Here is an 18229-nt window from a genome sequence, read left to right as displayed (position 1 = left end):
TGGTATTTTTTTATCAAAATTTCAGTGAGCGTTGTCTCAATAGTAACTTCATAACGTTAAACGAGACTGGTATTCGTGATGATGGTAACGAATTGGGTGAGACAAGCAGGAGATAATGCGCCAAGCTAAACAATAATAATTAAGTGAGTAGACTCTTTATGGCTCAGAGCATTCAATTAGCAAATCACACTGAGATCACTGTGAATAACAATGACTTCCAAGTTGAAGTCGAGGGTAATCAATTACATTTTTCTTTTGCTGGTCTTCACAATAAAACCTTTACCGACCGTGAAGTGTTATTCGAAATGCCGTTTTTGTACGAGCACGAGGCCAACGTAATTGGGGATGGTTTTCAAATGTTGGCGCAAACGGCGGGAACGATCAATCACCCCGTTGATATTGGTCGCTGCCCAGACAATAATCCTTCTTATCGAATCTACCCTAAAGATGCCCCTAAGCGTTATTACAACTATTTAGTGGTGGAAGGTTCAGCGGGCTACACATTATTTGGCTTCACATCATGTCATCGCTTTGCAGGCTATTTTGATGTTGTGCTGCGTGATGGGCATTGGGTTTTATCAGCCGCAATTGATGGTGAGTTGACTCAAGTGGCGGATTGGGAAAGTAATCAACTTGAGTCCGTGGCGGTACTCTGCGGTCAATCACTGTCCGAGCTTTATCAAACCTATGGCGAGATGATTGCAGAGCATCATCCTGTTCGCCAAGGTGTGACACAAGATGCGCCTGTTGGTTGGTGTTCGTGGTACGCGTACTACGCAGACGTGACAGAGCAAAACATCATGCAGAACGTAGATTGTATGCAAGATAAGCTCGAAGACCTAGAGTGGGTACTTCTGGATGATGGCTATCAAGCCTTTATGGGCGATTGGTTAACCCCATCAGATAAGTTTTCTGGTGGCGTAAAAGAGCTCATTCATAACATCCGTGCAAAAGGAAAAAAGCCGGCAATTTGGATGGCGCCTTTCATTGCACAGCCTGAGTCGGAGATCTTCAAACAGCATCCAGAGTGGTTTGTTCGCCACAAGGATGGTGGCTTACTTAAAGCAGAAGATGTCACATACGGTGGTTGGCGATGCACGCCTTGGTACATACTCGATACCTCAAACCCAGAAGTACAAGACCATCTGACGAATGTAGTCTCTGTCATGAGACAAGAGTGGGGCGTTGAGTTGTTCAAGCTAGACGCGAACTATTGGGGCACCTTAAAAGGTGTTCGTAAACAATCTGGTATTACAGGCGTTGAGGCGTATCGCTTAGGAATGGAAGCGATTGCCAAAGGCGCCGGTGATGCGTGGCTTTTAGGTTGCAACGCGCCAATGTGGCCATCTCTGGGGCTTGTGGATGCAATGCGTGTTTCTGACGATGTAGAGCGTCATAGTCGTCGATTCGAACAGATAGCCAAAGAAACCTTTTACCGTAGTTGGCAGCATCGAAAATTGTGGCAAATTGACCCGGATTGCGCCACATTCACTTCACTAGCTAACCAAGCCGCATCCAGAGAAGAGTATGAATTTCATCGCACGGTGTTATTAGCGAGTGGTGGTTTGCTGCTGTCTGGTGACCCGCTCCCTGAGATTACGCCGTTTGCTAAGAAGACACTGTCTAAGCTCATGTTACGTCAACAACGTAACCAACAATCTGCAAAGTTTACCGCTTTGAGTTTAAATCACGCGTTTTTAAAACTAACGACGAAGAATGACCTCCATTGTTTGTTTAATTATGCGAGTTACGGAGCGATGGAATTTACGCTGACGTCTGATCAACCGGTGGACTGGTATGATTACTGGACAGGGGAAAAGCTAAACCAAGAACCTTGTCAGTTATTAATGGTGAGCGTGGATAAAGGGCTAAATGCGAAAGCGATCGTCACGGCATAACGTGAAGCAAATCGCCCAATACTAAGAACAAGAAAGGAGCCTATTGCGGCTCCTTTCTCGTTTGATGCTCTGAGCGTTAGAACTCGAATAAAAAGTAATACCCGTATCCAACGATAAAAGCAGGAATGGACGAATAAATAGTCGCGACCAAAGCGGCTTTTGGTGCCATAGCAATGGCGGGGAATAGGGCGTCACCATCGTTAGAAATCGCATTGGCCAGTTGCGCAGAAAGTGGCGCTGCACCAGAAATGTATAGGCTAGTGACTAAAATTTGCGGTCCGCAACCAGGCAACATACCAATGGCTAGGCCAGCTAATGGCATCCAAATTCCCCAATGAGAAAAGGTTTCTACAAGGTCGAGTCCAGAAAAATAGGTTGTCAGCTCAAACGCCAGAAAAGCAACGATCACCCAAGCACTGACGAAATTCGTATCTTGTGCTGCTTTTTGAATCGGGTGTGAGTCCACGATTTTTTCATCTTCAGAGACCGTTGACTGATAATCGCCAAGTTCTTTTGTCATCGCCCATAATGACATTGTGATCACCGCGAAGATAGCGCCCAGCCATTCAATGGTGTTGGCTTTCAAAGATAGCAACTGATTAATATCTATTTGGAAAGACATTAACACAGCAACGACACTAGCAGGCACAATAAGCCATTTCCAAAATGCGCCTTGTAGATTGATTGCACGTTGTTCAAGAGGCGTGTGTCGGTCTGTCTGGTGTTGGCAACAAGCATGTGTCTGAGGTGCTTCTTTTGGTTCTGGTCGCAGAAAGTTATCAGCATGAAAAGCATTAACGACTAACCCTGAAAGAGTACCCACGATAATGCCTAATCCAACCACGCCTAATCCAACACTTGGTTTGGCGGCCAGAAGTAAAAAGGCAGCGTCACCCATTGTTGAAGTAAGTACCGCGACAATCGCACCAAATCCCACTCGGCCACTAATAAATTGCGTTGTCACAACAATAGCGCCACCACAGCCAGGCAAAGCACCCAACAAAGAAGCAAAGAAAACCTGATGATTACGCGAGCGATGATATAGCTCGGTAATTCGATTGGTTTTCGACATAAAGTTTGAAAGATAATGATAAATAGCCAATGTGGCAGCAACATAGCATGACACTGCCCAGAATGAGTCGGATAGCGTCTGTACGGCTACGTCACGTGTATTTTCATTGCCTAGCAAAATGAGCATGACGATAGGGATCAGCAATCGCTTATAAGCTAAACGAAACTGAGTAGGCTGAAACAACTGTTGTGCAGAGTGTAATAATTGGGTCGCGTTCATCGTTTACTCAAATGCAAATAGGAATAATTATCATTATATGTAAATGAGATTTATTCGCAATAGCATTGTGAACTTTTCTTCGTGTCAAACTCTCTGAAATCAGGTAAAGTATCGGCCTTTGTGAGCAAACACGCCCTAATTAACTGTATTAGGCGGCGTATAAAATTGACTTGAATAGGAAGAAACATGATTCTAGTTGTAGGTCATAAGAACCCAGACAGTGACAGTATTTGTAGTGCACTCGTTGCAACTGAACTTCTAAAAGCGCGTGGCGTTGAAGCTATGCCAATTCGCCAAGGCGAAATCAACCGTGAAACTCAGCACATCCTAGAAGTTGCTGGCGCTGAAGTTCCTGAGCTTCGCACATCAGTTGCGGGTGAGACCGTTTGGCTAGTAGATTACTCAGATCTAGCACAAGCACCAGACGATATCGCAGAAGCTGAAATTGCGGGTATTGTTGACCACCACCGTCTAGGTGACGTGATGACAGTAAACCCAATGGAAGCATGGATCTGGCCTGTTGGTTGTACCAACACTGTTCTATTCAACATGTTCAAGATTGAAGGTCACGCGATTACTCCACAAATTGCTAAGCTAATGATGTCAGCAATTCTATCTGACACAGTAGGTTTTGCTTCTCCAACTTGTACACAAAAAGACAAAGATGCCGTTGCTGAACTAGCGGCAATCGCAGACGTACAAGATGTTGACGCGTTCACTAAAGATCTTCTAATTGCTAAAACAAACATCGAAGGTCTATCAGCGGCTGAGCTTGTTGAGAAAGACCTTAAAGGTTACCCATTCAACGGTCGTGACGTAGTGGTTGGTCAAGTTGAACTTGCAACTCTTGAGCAAGTTGACGGTATGATCGAAGCACTAGAAGCAGACCTAGAATCTCGTTGTGAGAAAGATAACCTAGCGTTCGCTGCTGTAATGCTAACAGACATCACGACTGCTCAAACTCGTCTTCTATACAAAGGTGAGTGGGCTGAGAAGCTTGTTAAGCACGAAAAAGACGGCATGCTAATGATGGAAAACACGCTAAGCCGTAAGAAGCAAGGTTGGCCTTGGCTTCAAACTGAGCTAGCTTAATTTTCTAGCATATACTTTAAATGCCCGCCTAGCTGCGGGCATTTTTCTATGGGAAATAGGAGACGAATATGTCTGAGCAACTGACCCAAGAGCAGATGGATACCATTAATCGCTACAACGAAGAGCAACGTTTAAAGTACTGCGTAAAAGAGATTGTGGCGAATCGTAAGGTTTGGATTCTGAAAGACGAACATGGCTGTGTCATGTTAAATACAGAAGATGATGATTGTGTACCAGTATGGCCAAACGAAGAGTTCGCTTTGCAATGGGCGAATGGTGATTGGGAAGATTGCGAGCCTGAGGCGATCTCTTTAAACAAGTGGCACAGCCGTTGGACCTCTGGTCTAGAGGATGACGAGCTATCGATTGTTGTATTCCCAAATCAAAATGAAGAAGGGGTCGTATTGTTTCCTGACGAGTTTGATTTTGAACTGCGCAAACAAGCGAGCCGCCGTTAGTTTTTTGATTAGTACCCATGCAATAAAGAAGCCTGCGTTAAAGCAGGCTTCTTTACATTTGCACGATTACATCTTTGATAACTATTTTGTTTGATGGCTTGGCGCTTTATAAAAGTGGCTTTCGACTAGTCGTTGAGTAATAGGATGCTCGGGATGAGTCAGTACTTGGTTGGTCTCGCCAAACTCGACCACTTCACCTTCATGCATCACCATCACTTTATCAGTAATATGCTTAACAATGCCAATGTGCTGAGACACGTACACAAATGACAATCCCATTTCTTCTTGCAACTCGAGGAATAAGTTAATGATCTGCGAGCGCATTGCCATATCCAAACCGTTTAACGCCTCATCAGCGACAATGATGGAAGGTTGAAGAATAAGTGCACGAGCCAAACACACGCGCTGTTTTTGACCGGCAGCTAGCATTTGTGGATAAAAATAGGCGTGCTCAGGCAGCAATCCTACGCGGAGTAGGGTGTTCTTTACACGCTGCATGCGCGCATCTGGCGGCATGTTGGTATTTCGCTTTAGCGGACCTTCTAAAATACGACCAATCTGGATTCGTGGGTTTAACGATGTGTTTGGATCTTGGAAAATCATGCGGATGAGCTTGCAGCGTGTCGCGTAATCTTTGTGCTCCAATCGTTCGCCATTCACACGGATCTCTCCGGAGCTTGGTTCAACAACGCCAGCAAGCATACGAGCTAGTGTGGATTTCCCTGACCCGTTTTGACCAATAAAACCAATAGTTTGTCCTGGCTCTAAAGTAAAGCTTACCGGTTTAACTGCCTCATTAACCTGACGTTTGAACAGACGGGAGCGCGTAACAAATTGCTTCGATAAATTATCGACTTCAAGTAACGCACTCATGACTTTTTCTCCGTGTTCAATGGAAAGTGGCAGTTAAATTTATGATTCTTAATTCGTCTGGTGTGTGGAATTTCTACACATTGTTTCTGCGCATATGGGCAACGTGGTCCGAGGCGACAACCGATAGGCAGATGCTGCAATGGCGGAATCGAGCCCGGTAGGGATTGGAGTTTTTGCTTGTGTGGTACCCAATCATTAAAGTCAGGCATCGCTTTAAGCAAGGCATCGGTGTACGGGTGCTTGGGTGCCGCAATGATTTTACTGGTATCGGCAGACTCCACCGACTGACCACAATACATTACCGTAATACGTCCTGCCCACTGTGTTATGGTCGCTAAGTCGTGGCCGATAAGCAGAATGGTTGTGTTATTAAGTTGGTTCATGCGGCTCAACAGACGCAAAATTTGCGATTGGGTAATCGGGTCTAAGTCGTTGGTTGGTTCATCTGCTATCAGCAATTTAGGTTTGGTCGCAATCGCCATGGCAATCATGACCTTTTGACACTCACCATCAGTCAGTTCATAAGGGTAGCTACCCATTAAACGCTTGTGATCTTTAATACCCACTTTATGCAAAAGCGCGATGGCCTGTTTTTTACGCCATTTAAATCGCTCCCACCATTTCCCTTCAAATGCGCGAGATGGAATGGATTCAATCAATTGACGCCCGACTTCCTCTGAAGGGTCAAGACAAGTTGAAGGCTCTTGGAAAATCATCGCAATATCACGAGCAATGACGCGCCGACGCTCTTTTGGCGTAAGCTGAAGCAAGTCAATATTGCCAAGGCGCATACGGTCAGCGGTGATGCGCCAGTTATCTTTACTTACCCCGACAATCGCTTTTGCAACTAAGCTTTTTCCAGAGCCAGACTCACCTACAAGACCACGAATTTCGCCTTCGTTCAAAGTTAGGCTCATTCGGTCAACGGCTTTGACCAACCCTTGAGGTGTTTCGATCTCAATGGTCAAATGTCGAATATCTAACAACGGCATTATTCGATCCCCGCATTAAGCGCTTGACGTACACCTTCACCTACTAAGTTTAGGGTAATAACAGTAAACATGATGGTCAGGCCGGGTAGGGTCACTGTCCAAGGTGCAATATAAATAAGCTCGACAGAGTCACCTAATATTGCTCCCCACTCGGTGCTTGGGGCCTGTGCGCCTAGGCCAAGAAAACCCAGTGCCGTAATATCTAAAATCGCAGCAGAGAGCGCGAGTGTGATTTCAGCGGCAATGACCGTCAGAATGTTAGGAAGAATTGAACTCCACAGTAAGTAGAAATCATTAGCGCCATCAAGGCGTGCTGCCATTATGTAGTCTTTTTCAACTTCGGTGTGGACTGCGATATAAACGGAGCGAATAAAACGCGGAATCAAAGCCAAGCAGATTGCGAGTAAAATATTGAACCCACCAAAGCCTAGAAATGCCACAAAAATGATTGCTAATAAGAGCGACGGGATCGACATGACGGTATCGAGCAAGTGGTTGAGAGTACTCGACAGTAAGCCTTTCGTCATACCTGCCAATACGCCAATTAAACAGCCTACAACGGCAGCAATTGCGGTGATGGCGACAGCAGCGCCAAATGTCAGCTGAGAGCCCATAATCAGGCGCGAAAGAATATCTCTACCTAAGTCATCGGTCCCCAAAAAGTAATCAACCGTTCCTGCTGGAGCCCATGATGGCGGCACAAGCAACTCACCTGACTGTGCTTGGGCGTCAAATGGTGCAAGTAGGGGGGCAAAAATGGTAATAAGGACGATAAACACCAAGCACCACAAGCCAAACATGGCTAGTCCGTTGGCGCGGTAGCTTCGCCAAAAACGCTCAAACTGTGTTGGAATGCGCTCTTCCTGATAAACGTTATTTGTTAGCATACCATTCCTTTCGAACTAAAGGGTTAATCATCGCGCCAATCAAATCCGAGAGTATGTTAGCGGTAAGAACCAAAGTCGCAAGTACCATCACGCCAGCTTGGATAGATGCATAGTCTTGGCTTGCTAGCGCATCTAAAAGCCAACGACCAATACCTGGCCAGTTAAAAATAGACTCCGTGATGATAGCTAAGGTAATCATACTCGAGAGTTGAACACCAACTTTGGGAATGATAGGCGGTATCGCATTCCGCAATACATGTTGAGTTACGATTTCGCGGTTAGAAAGACCTTTGATTCTCGCTGCACGGATGTAGTTTTGGCTCATCACTTCCGCTACCGAGGAGCGCATTAGTCCGACAACCTGGGTGGTTGGAGCCAAAGCGAGCACCAAACATGGCAGCACCATATGCTCAATAACGCTTTGCAGTGCGTGAGCGCGGTATTCGCCTTTCGCCATGAATGCGTCGATAATGGCAAACCCGGTTACATGATCAATTTCGTAAAGTAAATCATACCGTCCCGCAACGGGAAAGAGTTGGTATTCCAATGAAAAGACCATGATAAGTAGCAGAGCTACCCAAAAGATTGGGGCGGAATAACCAGACATTGACATGAATGAAATGCTGGTATCGAGCCATTTACCTTGCTTCATCCCAGCCACGGTTCCAAGAGGAATGCCGATCAAAAGGGACACCAAAAAGGCAAAAAAGCACAGTTCCAAAGTGGCTGGGAATACAACGGCGAGCTCGTCGTAAATCGCATTGCCGTTTTTACTTATGCCAAAATCGAGTTGAGAAAGGTTGATTAAGTAAGTTTGCCAGCCAGACCAAAAATCAACGTTTGCCCAGTGCGAGAGAGGGTCAAGGCGAAGCAGAGAAAAACCTACTAATGTAAGGATCATCAAAGTGATGATAAATAGGTTAAAGCGTCGAACGGTATACCAAAACATCAGTGAATTCTCTCAACTCTATCAAACGGTTGGGCATTGAAAGGGCTTGATTTGAAGCCTGTCAGCGATTTGTCGTGCACACGGAACTGCACGCCATGCGCCAGAGGAATAACCGGGAACTCTTGATTCAAAATGTTCTGTGCTTGGCGATATAGGTTCAAACGGTAACGCGGTTCTTGAGTTTCTAACGCCAAATCGAGCAAGAAATCGAAGTCATCGTTACACCACATGGACACGTTAAGGCCAACGCGGTCAGACTCGCAAGATAATAAAGGGCGGAAAAAGTTGTCAGGATCCCCGGTATCACCAATCCAACCTGTTAAAAGTAAATCGATATCGTTGATGTTCTCCAAATCCACACGTTCAAACCTATCATCGGTCAGTAGCGTTAATTTAACCCCAATATCGGCAAAATTCGCTTGGATTAACTCCGCAGTCTTACGAGGGCTTGGGTTAAAAGCACGTGGTTCAAGTGGTACCCACATGGTCAATTCTAGGCCGTCTTCGTAGCCTGCATCTCGAAGTAGTGCCAATGCATAATTCCGGTCATAACGAATTTTTACGCTATCTTTTTGATAAGCCCATGAATTAGGTGGTAGCAAGGTATAAGCTTGGGAGCCAGTTCCGTAGTAAACCGAATCTAAAATATTTTGACGGTTGATCGCTAAGTTAAGTGCTTGGCGAACTCGAGCATCACTCAGCGCGGTGGTTTCTGTGTTTATCGCAATAAAGGAAACGTTGTTAGCTGGTGTAGCCGTCAGCTCAAGGTTGTCATTTTCTTGAATGACAGGTATTTGGCTCGAAATAGGTGAAGAGAGTACGTCACACTCGTTTCTTAAAAGTTTAGCTAATGTACCCGTGCCTCTGTGAGAGATATCGAACACCACTTGTTCCATTTTTGCTGGTGACTTCCAGTAATTAGAATGACGCTCTAATCGAATCAAGTCGTTCACTTGGTATTCTTTTAATTGATAAGGGCCGGTACCGATAGGAAGTTGGTCGATTTCTTCTTTATGATCTTTTGCAGCCAATTGCTGTCCATACTCCGAAGACAAGATAACCGCATGGCTGGTGGCAATATTGGCCAAGAAAGAAAAGTTTGGCTGAGATAACGTAAACCTTACCGTATGCTCATCTATTGCAACCACGTCTTGGAGTAGGTTTTGAAAATCTAACCCTGCAAACCATGGATAAAAACCACCACCTACTTGGTGAAAAGGATGGTCTACATCGATGATTCGCTTGAAGCTAAATACCACATCTTTTGCATTCAATGGGCGAGTGGGTGTGAACCAAGGTGTGGTTTGGAATTTAACACCACGTTTAAGCTTAAACGTGTATTCCGTCCCTGATTCATTTACTGACCAACTCTCGGCGATGCTTGCCACGGGCTGATGTGATTTAGGATCGAGCGTGAGCAGCGTATCGTACAGCTGCGGGCTCAGAGCCTCTGCGGTAATACCGCTATCAATAAGCTGAGGGTTAAACGTGGTCGGCTTACCTTGTCCGCAAAACACAAAGCCAGCTTTGCGAATATCATTGTGGTCAATTTCATCGCCACAAGCGGTCAGTAGGCTAATCCCAATAAGGCTCAGCGATAATCTTATAAAAGCATTCATAATATGAAATGTTCATTGGATCTTGCTCGTTTCGTTTGATCTTACTCTTTCAAAGCTAACAAGCGAAAATGATCTCGCTAATTTATCACCTTTGTGAACTCGCTCCAAACATAAAATCCATACACTGTAAGGTGTTATGCCATAAATGCATGCGAATTAGAGCGCAGTCACGAGCTCGTGTATTGATTGAGTACTCTCGGTCAAGTTAGCTTTGTCCGACCAAACCATATTTTCTAACCATCCCTCGTAATTGGTGATAGCTCAAGCCAAGTAGCTCGGCTGCTTGTCGTTGATTAAACTTGGCTTCTTCCAATGCACGATTGAGTAAATGGATATCTTGTTCCTCTTGCCATTGTTTATAGTCTAGAGGGAATTGGATGGTGTTGCTTGATGCTTCCTCTTCTTGTTGTTCTGCTTGTTTTGCACTATGGCCAAGCGCGCTGTGCCAAACCGTTTCAAAGGGATTGAAAACCAGTTCATCAATTGGGTGAGCATTCAGACCATGTTGGTAAATCGCACGTTCAATCACGTTTTTTAGTTCGCGGACGTTACCGGGCCATTCATATTCAATAAGCGACTGCTGCGCTTTTGGGGTAAAACCGACAAAGTATTCCAGTTGCAGTTCACGACACATTTTCATCGCGTAGTGCTCTGCTAAAGAGAGAATGTCTTCTTTGCGCTCGCGAAGAGGCGGCAACATAATGACATCGAAGGCTAGCCTGTCGAGCAGATCTGCACGAAAATCACCTTGCTCTGCCAATTTTGGTAGGTCGGCATTGGTTGCACAAACAAGTCGAACATCCGCATTTAGAGCGGTATGACCGCCAACTCGCTCATATTCACCATATTCAATGACACGTAATAGCTTTTCTTGAACTAAAAGTGGTGCGGTTGCCAGTTCGTCAAGAAACAAAGTACCGCCCTCGGCACGCTCGAAACGCCCTTTATGTTTACCTTTAGAGCCCGTGAAGGAGCCGGATTCATGTCCAAACAATTCGGAATCTATTAGCCCTTCGCTTAATGTCGCACAGTTGAGTGATAGTAGTGGTTTATCCCAACGTCTTGATAAATAATGCAAACGCTGAGCGATGAGTTCTTTACCCGTACCTCGTTCACCAATGATGAGGACAGGGCGCTCAATGGGTGCAAGTTGTGATACTTTATCTAGTACAGCGAGAAAAGCAGGTGATTCACCAATCAGGTTTTGCTTCATAAAGTCCTTCTTATTTAACAGCCGAGCCATGATTTAGAGATAGAGTTGGTAAATTTCACCAACAGTTGGTGAAAAACATCATAGCACAATAGTGTGTAACGACAACAAAATGAATAACAATCTGATTTAAAAGAAAATTATAAGTTGGCACGTTACTTGTTATATATTCAGGGAGACACAAGGTTAATCACCACCTTGTCGAGTTTTAATAGGAAAAAAGAGGAGTTCCGTTATGGGTATTTTTTCTCGATTTGCAGATATCGTTAACTCAAACATCAGTGCATTACTGGACAAGGCGGAAGATCCTGAAAAAATGATCCGTCTTATCATTCAAGAAATGGAAGACACACTTGTTGAAGTGCGTACTAACTCGGCTAAAGCGATTGCAGACAAGAAAGAGTTGGCTCGTAAGGTTGAAACGTTAGAAGAGCAAATTGGCGAATGGGGCCAAAAAGCGAGCTTAGCATTAGTTAAAGAGCGTGAAGATCTAGCTCGTGCAGCGTTAATTGAAAAGCAAAAGCTAGAGCAAGTGATTAAGGGCCTCCACACTGAGCAAACCTTAGTGGAAGAAACGATCGATAAGCTTACTGGCGAGATTGGTAAGTTGGAAAGCAAAATTGCTGAAACGCGCGCAAAACAGCAAGCACTAGCAATTCGTAACCAAACTGCATCTAACCGTCGTGATGTGCAAAAACACCTGCACACTAGCCGTACTAATGAAGCGATGGCGAAATTTGAGCAGTACTCACGTAAAGTGGATGAAATGGAAGCGGAAGCAGACCTGTATGCTCAAACTGGTAATGCTAAATCGCTAGAACAAGAGTTTGCAGAGTTGCAGGCACAAGACGAAATTGAAAAAGAGTTGGCAAAACTGAAAGAACAGATGTCATCGAAAGATAAATAAGAAAGGAGCCATTTATGTCGGCATTTTTTATAGCAGGACCAGTGATTGTCTTTTTAATCTTTGTCGCTCCACTATGGCTCTTCTTACACTATCGCAGCAAACGCAAAACAGATAGTGCACTGTCGAGCCAAGATTTAGAGCGCCTTCAGGTACTATCTGAAAAAGCGGAAGCGATGCAGTCCCGAGTTGATACATTGGAGCGCATCTTGGATGCTGAGTCACCAACATGGAGACGAAAGTATGAATAATCGAGAACTGTATCGTGATCCAGTAAATGGCAAAATCTCCGGTGTTTGCGCCGGAATTGCCAACTACTTTGGTGCAGAAGTTTGGTTGATTCGTATTGTAGTGATTTCTGCAGCGCTGTTAGGTGGTACGTTTTTGGTATTGTTAGCGTACATCGCGATGGCGTTTATGTTAGAAAAGCAACCAGTAACGTATTCTGAAAATATCAGAGCTCAGCAAGAGCATACGCTCAAAAGTAAGCCTTGGCAGAAAGGGCAAAGCCCTGATCAACTGCTCAGTGTGTTGGAAAGGGATTTTGACCGTCTTGATGGCAAAATTCGTAACATGGAAGCTTATGTTACGTCTGATACATATAGGGTGAACAGAGAATTCAGTAAGCTCTAGGCATTTTGTATCCAAAGAAGATTTAACTGAAGCAGGCATAAAGCCTGCTTTTTTATCACAAATTACTAATTTTAAAGCACTATTAATCTTTTCTGCTCTGGAAGTTCGTTCAAAATTCATCTACTTTAAAAATAATCCCCCAATTTTTATGGATGAATGTAATGAGAAAATTGCTCATTCCTATTGCCATCTCGGCTGTCTTGTCGGGGTGCGGTAAAGAACTTCCTCCTGTTCCTGAACCTGAATCGCGCCCTGCGAAGCTATTTACAGTATCTGTTGGCAATGCCCAGTTTGAGCGACATTTTCCTGCCACGACGGAAGCTGGCGATAGAGCAGTACTGACATTTCGAGTTCCTGGGCTTCTTCAAACGATAGAAGTGAATGAAGGTCAAGTCGTCAGTAAAGGTGATGTTTTGGCGTCATTAAACCCAGATGAATATTCTCTGCTCGAACAGCAAGCTCGGGCAAATTTTTTGCTCGCAGATGTGCAATACAAGCGATACCAAAAGCTACGTAAAGACCAAGTAGTATCTGAGCAAGATTTTGATGAGGCAAAAGCGAATCACAACTCGGCAAAAGCTCAATGGAATCAAGCAAAGGCAAACTTAAGGTATACCAAACTTGTCGCGCCATATGATGGCACCATTTCGTACATTCCAGCAGAAAACCATGAATATGTTGCCGCGAAAGAAGGGGTGATGAATATTCAGTCCAACCAACTCCTCAAAGTGATATTCCAAATCCCAGACTATCTTCTAAATCGTTACACGCAGGGGAGCGATGTCTCTGCCAGAATGATATTTGATGCGTTCCCCGAGCGAGCCTTTGATTTAACCTTTCAGGAAATCGATACAGAAGCCGATCCTAAAACGGGCAGTTACAAAGTCACGATGGTCATGGAGCGACCAGCAGAAATTGGCCTTTTGCCGGGAATGTCTGGCAATGCTTACCTCCTGTCCAAAAGTGCAGGAGCGACAAAGATTCCTAACTCCGCGTTGCTAGAAGAGAACGGCAAAACATACGTTTGGCGTGTCGATGAGCAAGGCATTGTATCCAAAGCCGCAATTGAGATGAATGACAAAAATCAAGTGTTAGCCGGGCTTAACGATGGCGACCAAATCATTATCTCGGGTGTCAGTGTAATTGAACCCGGAATTAAGGTAAGAGCGTGGATTAAGGAAAGAGGGTTGTAATATGAAAGGAATCATCTCTCTAGCGACTTTACTTTCAACGCTTTTTCTCGTTGGCTGTGGGGATAAGGCGCTAGAAAAAGAGCTCGAAACGCCACGAGTTAGGGTTACGTCATTAGCGGGAAACAAGGTGGACGACAACTTGTACTTCCCTGCGGTTGCGAATGCAGCGGATCGCTCTCATTTGAGCTTCAGAGTGGCAGGAGAAGTCAGCCGCATCATGGTAAAAGAGGGCGACAAAGTCACGAAGGGTGATGTTATTGCAACGCTAGATCCCACGGACTATGAGTTGGATGTAGATAATGCGAGTGCGCGTTTTTCTGTTGTCGACAGTCAGTATCGCCGCTCACGCCCTTTGGTTGATAAAGGCCTATTAGCTAAGTCTCAGTTTGATGAAATTGCAGCACAACGACAAATCGCCTTAGCTGAGCTTCAGTTAGCCAAACTTCGTCTATCATTTACTGCCTTAAAAGCGCCCGTGGATGGGATTATTTCGCGAGTTAATATCGACCAATTCGAAAATGTTCAAGTCGGACAGCATATCGTTAATATTCACAGCTTGGAGCGAGTCGAAGTGTTGATTCAGCTTCCAGACCGCCTCTATGTGAACCAACCGCCAACGGAAGAAAGGCTTACCGCGATCAAAGCATTAGTGCGCGTGCCCAGCGGTAACGAATATAACGCGACGGTAAAAGAATTTACGACTGAGCCCGATCCAACAACAGGTACGTTTACTGTCACACTGTCGCTTCCTATGCCGGAAGAAGAGTACATCCTAGATGGGATGGCTGTTGAAGTAACGTCTAAAGACGAGAATGTTGGGCTTGATCTCAACCTAGGAATTAATGTCCCTATCGAAGCCATTTTTAATGCGGATGGTGACGAGCTGGGGCGCGAAAACAAATTTGTTTGGGTACTGAATGACGACAATACGGTATCGCGCAAACAGGTGCGAGCAGGTAAGGCATCTAAAACGTCCATTCAAATCCTTGATGGTCTCATGCTCAAAGACAAAGTTGTGATTGCCGGTGTTTCTCGATTAAGGGATGGCATGAAAGTGGAAGTGATACAGGAAATGGCTACGCAGGAGGCCGGTCTATGAGCGATCTTAATAAATCAGTGCCTCAAAGTGATGATGATGTGACCGGTATTGCTGCGTACTTCATCCGAAATCGCGTCATCAGTTGGATGGTCGCACTGATATTTTTGATTGGTGGTATCGCCGCATTCTTTGGTTTAGGGCGTCTTGAGGACCCTGCTTTTACTATTAAAGATGCGATGGTAGTGACCTCTTACCCTGGTGCGACACCGCAACAAGTCGAAGAAGAAGTGACGTATCCAATCGAAAAAGCGATTCAGCAGCTTACTTATGTTGATGAAGTAAATTCGATTTCTAGCCGAGGCTTATCTCAAATCACGGTCACGATGAAGAACAATTATGGCCCTGATGATCTACCACAAATTTGGGATGAGTTGCGCCGTAAAGTGAACGACCTTAAAGGGACGTTGCCTCCAGGTGTGAATGAACCTCAAGTGATCGATGATTTTGGTGATGTTTACGGGATTTTGTTAGCGGTGACTGGCGACGGTTATAGCTATAAAGAGCTACTGGATTACGTCGATTACTTACGCCGAGAGCTCGAACTGGTTGATGGCGTGAGTAAAGTTTCGGTATCTGGGCAACAGCAAGAGCAAGTGTTCATCGAAGTATCGATGAAAAAATTGAGCAGTATAGGTCTTGCTCCGGATACCGTGTTTAATCTTCTTTCGACGCAAAACGTAGTTTCTGACGCAGGAGCGATCAGAATTGGTGACGAGTACATCAGAATTCAGCCGACTGGCGAGTTCCAGAGTGTGGATGAGCTAGGCGATTTGTTGATTACTGAGTCGGGTGCTCAGGGGCTCATCTTCTTGAAAGATGTGGCGGAAATAAAACGTGGTTACGTAGAAGTCCCGAATAATATTATTAATTTTAACGGCAGCCTCGCACTAAACGTGGGTGTTTCTTTTGCTGAAGGCGTCAACGTCGTTGAAGTCGGAAAAGCGTTTGATCATCGCCTTGCAGAGCTAAAGTACCAACAACCTGTCGGTATCGAAATTTCGGAAATCTATAGTCAGCCGAAAGAAGTGGATAAATCGGTTAGCGGTTTTGTTGTGAGCTTGGCTCAAGCTGTCGGTATCGTCATTATCGTACTTCTGTTCTTTATGGGGCTACGTTCTGGGCTACTTATCGGTTTAATCTTGCTGCTGACGGTGTTGGGTACGTTCATTTTCATGAAGTATCTCGCGATAGATTTACAGCGGATTTCATTAGGTGCCTTGGTTATCGCGTTAGGTATGCTGGTGGACAATGCCATCGTTGTGGTTGAGGGGATTTTGATTGGTACTCAAAAAGGGCGAACTCGACTCCAAGCAGCGACCGACATTGTTACCCAAACAAAGTGGCCATTACTTGGGGCAACTGTGATTGCGGTAACTGCATTTGCGCCAATTGGACTGTCTGAAGACTCGACGGGCGAATACTGTGGCACTTTATTTACGGTTCTACTGATCTCTTTAATGTTGAGCTGGTTTACCGCTATCTCGTTGACACCATTCTTTGCTGACATCTTCTTTAAAGGCCAGAAGATTAAACAAGGTGAAGGGGAAGAAAATGATCCATATAACGGGGTTATTTTCGTTATTTATAAAAAGTTTCTTCAGTTTTGTATGCGTCGTGCTTGGTTTACCGTTGTGGTGCTGATTGCGGGATTAGCGGCAAGTGTTTACGGGTTCACCTTTGTGAAGCAAGCGTTTTTCCCATCTTCGACAACGCCGATTTTTCAGTTAGATGTATGGATGCCAGAAGGAACTGATATTCGAGCAACCAACACAACGCTTAAAGAGTTAGAAAGTTGGTTAGCTAAGCAAGAGCATGTTGACCATATCACGACGACCGCGGGTAAAGGTTTACAGCGCTTCATGTTAACGTACGCGCCAGAGAAAAGTTATGCGGCTTATGGTGAGATAACCACTCGTATGGAAAATTACGAAGCGTTGAAACCATTAATGGCGAAGTTTCGAGAGTATTTAAAAGCCAACTACCCAGAAATCAATTACAAGCTCAAACAGATTGAGTTAGGCCCTGGTGGTGGTGCAAAAATTGAAGCGCGCATTATTGGTTCAGATCCAACCGTCCTTCGTACGATAGCCGCTCAGGTCAAGGACATCATGTACGCCGATCCTCAGGCAACAAATATCAGGCATGATTGGCGTGAACGAACCCAAGTTCTTGAACCGCAGTTTAACGAGAGTCAGGCACGTCGCTATGGCATTACAAAATCAGATGTCGATGACTTCTTGTCCATGTCATTCTCTGGAATGACGATAGGCCTTTACCGAGACGGCACGACGCTCATGCCTATCGTGGCTCGTTTACCAGAAGATGAGCGCATTGATATTCGTAACATCGAAGGCATGAAAATATGGAGTCCAGCACAGAGTGAGTTTATCCCACTTCAACAAGTCACAATGGGTTACGACATGCGTTGGGAGGATCCTATCATCGTACGTAAGAACCGTAAGCGTATGCTCACTGTGATGGCAGACCCTGATATTCTAGGTGAAGAAACCGCATCGACGTTGCAAAAACGTTTACAGCCCCAAATCGAAGCGATTCAAATGCCTCCTGGCTATTCACTAGAGTGGGGTGGTGAATACGAATCTTCTGGTGATGCTCAAGAGTCGCTGTTTACTACCATGCCAATGGGGTACTTGTTCATGTTCTTGATCACTGTATTCCTATTTAACTCTATCAAAGAGCCACTCATTGTTTGGCTTACCGTGCCGCTGGCGTTAATTGGTGTCACTACCGGTTTGTTGGCGCTCAACACGCCGTTTGGTTTTATGGCATTGCTCGGCTTCTTAAGCTTATCGGGAATGGTGCTCAAAAATGGCATCGTATTACTGGACCAAATTGAAATTGAAATGAAGTCCGGTAAAGAGGCTTATGACGCGGTCGTTGATGCTGCGGTAAGTCGCGTCCGTCCCGTTTGTATGGCTGCTATCACGACGATCCTTGGTATGATCCCACTGTTGCCAGATATCTTCTTCAAACCAATGGCGGTTACGATTATGTTTGGTTTGGGTTTTGCGACAGTCCTGACACTGATTGTCGTGCCAGTGTTGTATCGTTTGTTCCATAAAGTGGCAGTACCGAAACAGGCTTAGTGCTACTGATATAACGATGAAAAG

The 18229-nt window shown here is 45.0% G+C and carries 16 protein-coding genes; 9 read left to right on the top strand and 7 right to left on the bottom strand.

The window, feature by feature from the left end; translation table 11 throughout:
* The first annotated feature begins 158 nt into the window (after positions 1 to 158).
* On the top strand, positions 159 to 1898 hold the full coding sequence (locus R7Z41_RS00970; RefSeq protein WP_225477393.1) for a glycoside hydrolase family 36 protein: 1740 nt from the start codon (positions 159 to 161) through the stop codon (positions 1896 to 1898).
* Positions 1899 to 1974: 76 nt separating this feature from the next.
* On the opposite strand, the gene R7Z41_RS00965 is transcribed toward R7Z41_RS00970, so the two are convergent.
* Positions 1975 to 3189, bottom strand: a complete 1215-nt coding sequence (locus R7Z41_RS00965) for a putative manganese transporter (protein WP_005378133.1) — start codon at positions 3187 to 3189, stop codon at positions 1975 to 1977.
* A 186-nt stretch (positions 3190 to 3375) separates the two neighbouring features.
* On the opposite strand from R7Z41_RS00965, the gene R7Z41_RS00960 reads away from it, so the two are divergent.
* The gene (locus R7Z41_RS00960; protein ID WP_017634678.1) at positions 3376 to 4281 is read left to right on the top strand and encodes a manganese-dependent inorganic pyrophosphatase; all 906 of its coding nucleotides are present in this window, start codon (positions 3376 to 3378) and stop codon (positions 4279 to 4281) included.
* Positions 4282 to 4349: 68 nt separating this feature from the next.
* Entirely contained in the window at positions 4350 to 4739 is a 390-nt protein-coding gene (locus tag R7Z41_RS00955) for a DUF2750 domain-containing protein (RefSeq protein ID WP_005378129.1), read from the top strand.
* An 81-nt stretch (positions 4740 to 4820) separates the two neighbouring features.
* Here the strand turns inward: R7Z41_RS00955 and R7Z41_RS00950 are convergent, their stop codons facing one another.
* The 6 genes from R7Z41_RS00950 to pspF form a co-directional block, all read right to left on the bottom strand.
* Positions 4821 to 5612 carry an ATP-binding cassette domain-containing protein gene (locus R7Z41_RS00950; protein ID WP_005393308.1) on the bottom strand — a complete coding sequence of 264 codons (792 nt, stop codon included), beginning with the start codon at positions 5610 to 5612 and terminating at the stop codon, positions 4821 to 4823.
* The gene (locus R7Z41_RS00945; RefSeq protein ID WP_005378126.1) at positions 5609 to 6604 is read right to left on the bottom strand and encodes an oligopeptide/dipeptide ABC transporter ATP-binding protein; all 996 of its coding nucleotides are present in this window, start codon (positions 6602 to 6604) and stop codon (positions 5609 to 5611) included. The genes R7Z41_RS00950 and R7Z41_RS00945 overlap by 4 nt, the downstream gene beginning before the upstream one ends.
* The gene (locus R7Z41_RS00940; RefSeq protein WP_005378123.1) at positions 6604 to 7491 is read right to left on the bottom strand and encodes an ABC transporter permease subunit; all 888 of its coding nucleotides are present in this window, start codon (positions 7489 to 7491) and stop codon (positions 6604 to 6606) included. The genes R7Z41_RS00945 and R7Z41_RS00940 overlap by 1 nt, the downstream gene beginning before the upstream one ends.
* The gene (locus tag R7Z41_RS00935) at positions 7478 to 8440 is read right to left on the bottom strand and encodes an ABC transporter permease (protein WP_005378122.1); all 963 of its coding nucleotides are present in this window, start codon (positions 8438 to 8440) and stop codon (positions 7478 to 7480) included. Before R7Z41_RS00935 ends, R7Z41_RS00940 begins: the two co-directional genes overlap by 14 nt.
* A complete protein-coding gene (gene sapA, locus R7Z41_RS00930; RefSeq protein WP_065274377.1) occupies positions 8440 to 10059 on the bottom strand; it encodes an ABC transporter substrate-binding protein SapA in 1620 nt (539 codons plus the stop codon). Before sapA ends, R7Z41_RS00935 begins: the two co-directional genes overlap by 1 nt.
* A 205-nt stretch (positions 10060 to 10264) precedes the next feature.
* Complete coding sequence (gene pspF, locus R7Z41_RS00925) at positions 10265 to 11272, bottom strand: phage shock protein operon transcriptional activator (RefSeq protein WP_017820869.1); 1008 nt, start codon at positions 11270 to 11272, stop codon at positions 10265 to 10267.
* A gap of 232 nt (positions 11273 to 11504) precedes the next feature.
* Here pspF and pspA point away from each other — a divergent pair, with 232 nt between their 5' ends.
* From pspA to vmeI, 6 genes are all read left to right on the top strand, one after another.
* Positions 11505 to 12176, top strand: coding sequence for a phage shock protein PspA (gene pspA, locus R7Z41_RS00920; RefSeq protein WP_005378119.1), 672 nt, complete (start codon positions 11505 to 11507; stop codon positions 12174 to 12176).
* A 14-nt stretch (positions 12177 to 12190) separates the two neighbouring features.
* The gene (pspB, locus tag R7Z41_RS00915; RefSeq protein WP_005378117.1) at positions 12191 to 12424 is read left to right on the top strand and encodes an envelope stress response membrane protein PspB; all 234 of its coding nucleotides are present in this window, start codon (positions 12191 to 12193) and stop codon (positions 12422 to 12424) included.
* Positions 12417 to 12806, top strand: coding sequence for an envelope stress response membrane protein PspC (pspC, locus tag R7Z41_RS00910; RefSeq protein WP_025766867.1), 390 nt, complete (start codon positions 12417 to 12419; stop codon positions 12804 to 12806). The genes pspB and pspC overlap by 8 nt, the downstream gene beginning before the upstream one ends.
* Before the next feature lie 161 nt (positions 12807 to 12967).
* Positions 12968 to 13999 (top strand): efflux RND transporter periplasmic adaptor subunit, encoded by a 1032-nt coding sequence (locus R7Z41_RS00905; protein ID WP_005378114.1) that lies wholly within the window; start codon positions 12968 to 12970, stop codon positions 13997 to 13999.
* A 1-nt stretch (position 14000) separates the two neighbouring features.
* On the top strand, positions 14001 to 15098 hold the full coding sequence (locus R7Z41_RS00900) for an efflux RND transporter periplasmic adaptor subunit (RefSeq protein ID WP_318136294.1): 1098 nt from the start codon (positions 14001 to 14003) through the stop codon (positions 15096 to 15098).
* Positions 15095 to 18205, top strand: coding sequence for an efflux RND transporter permease subunit VmeI (gene vmeI / locus R7Z41_RS00895; protein WP_085569587.1), 3111 nt, complete (start codon positions 15095 to 15097; stop codon positions 18203 to 18205). Before R7Z41_RS00900 ends, vmeI begins: the two co-directional genes overlap by 4 nt.
* Positions 18206 to 18229 lie beyond the last annotated feature (24 nt).

The sequence above is a fragment of the Vibrio sp. 1457 genome (assembly GCF_033340195.1).
Classification (GTDB): Bacteria; Pseudomonadota; Gammaproteobacteria; order Enterobacterales; family Vibrionaceae; genus Vibrio; species Vibrio alginolyticus.
The sequence above is the reverse complement of the archived record's forward strand: the minus strand, read 5'-3'. Positions and strand labels throughout refer to the sequence as shown.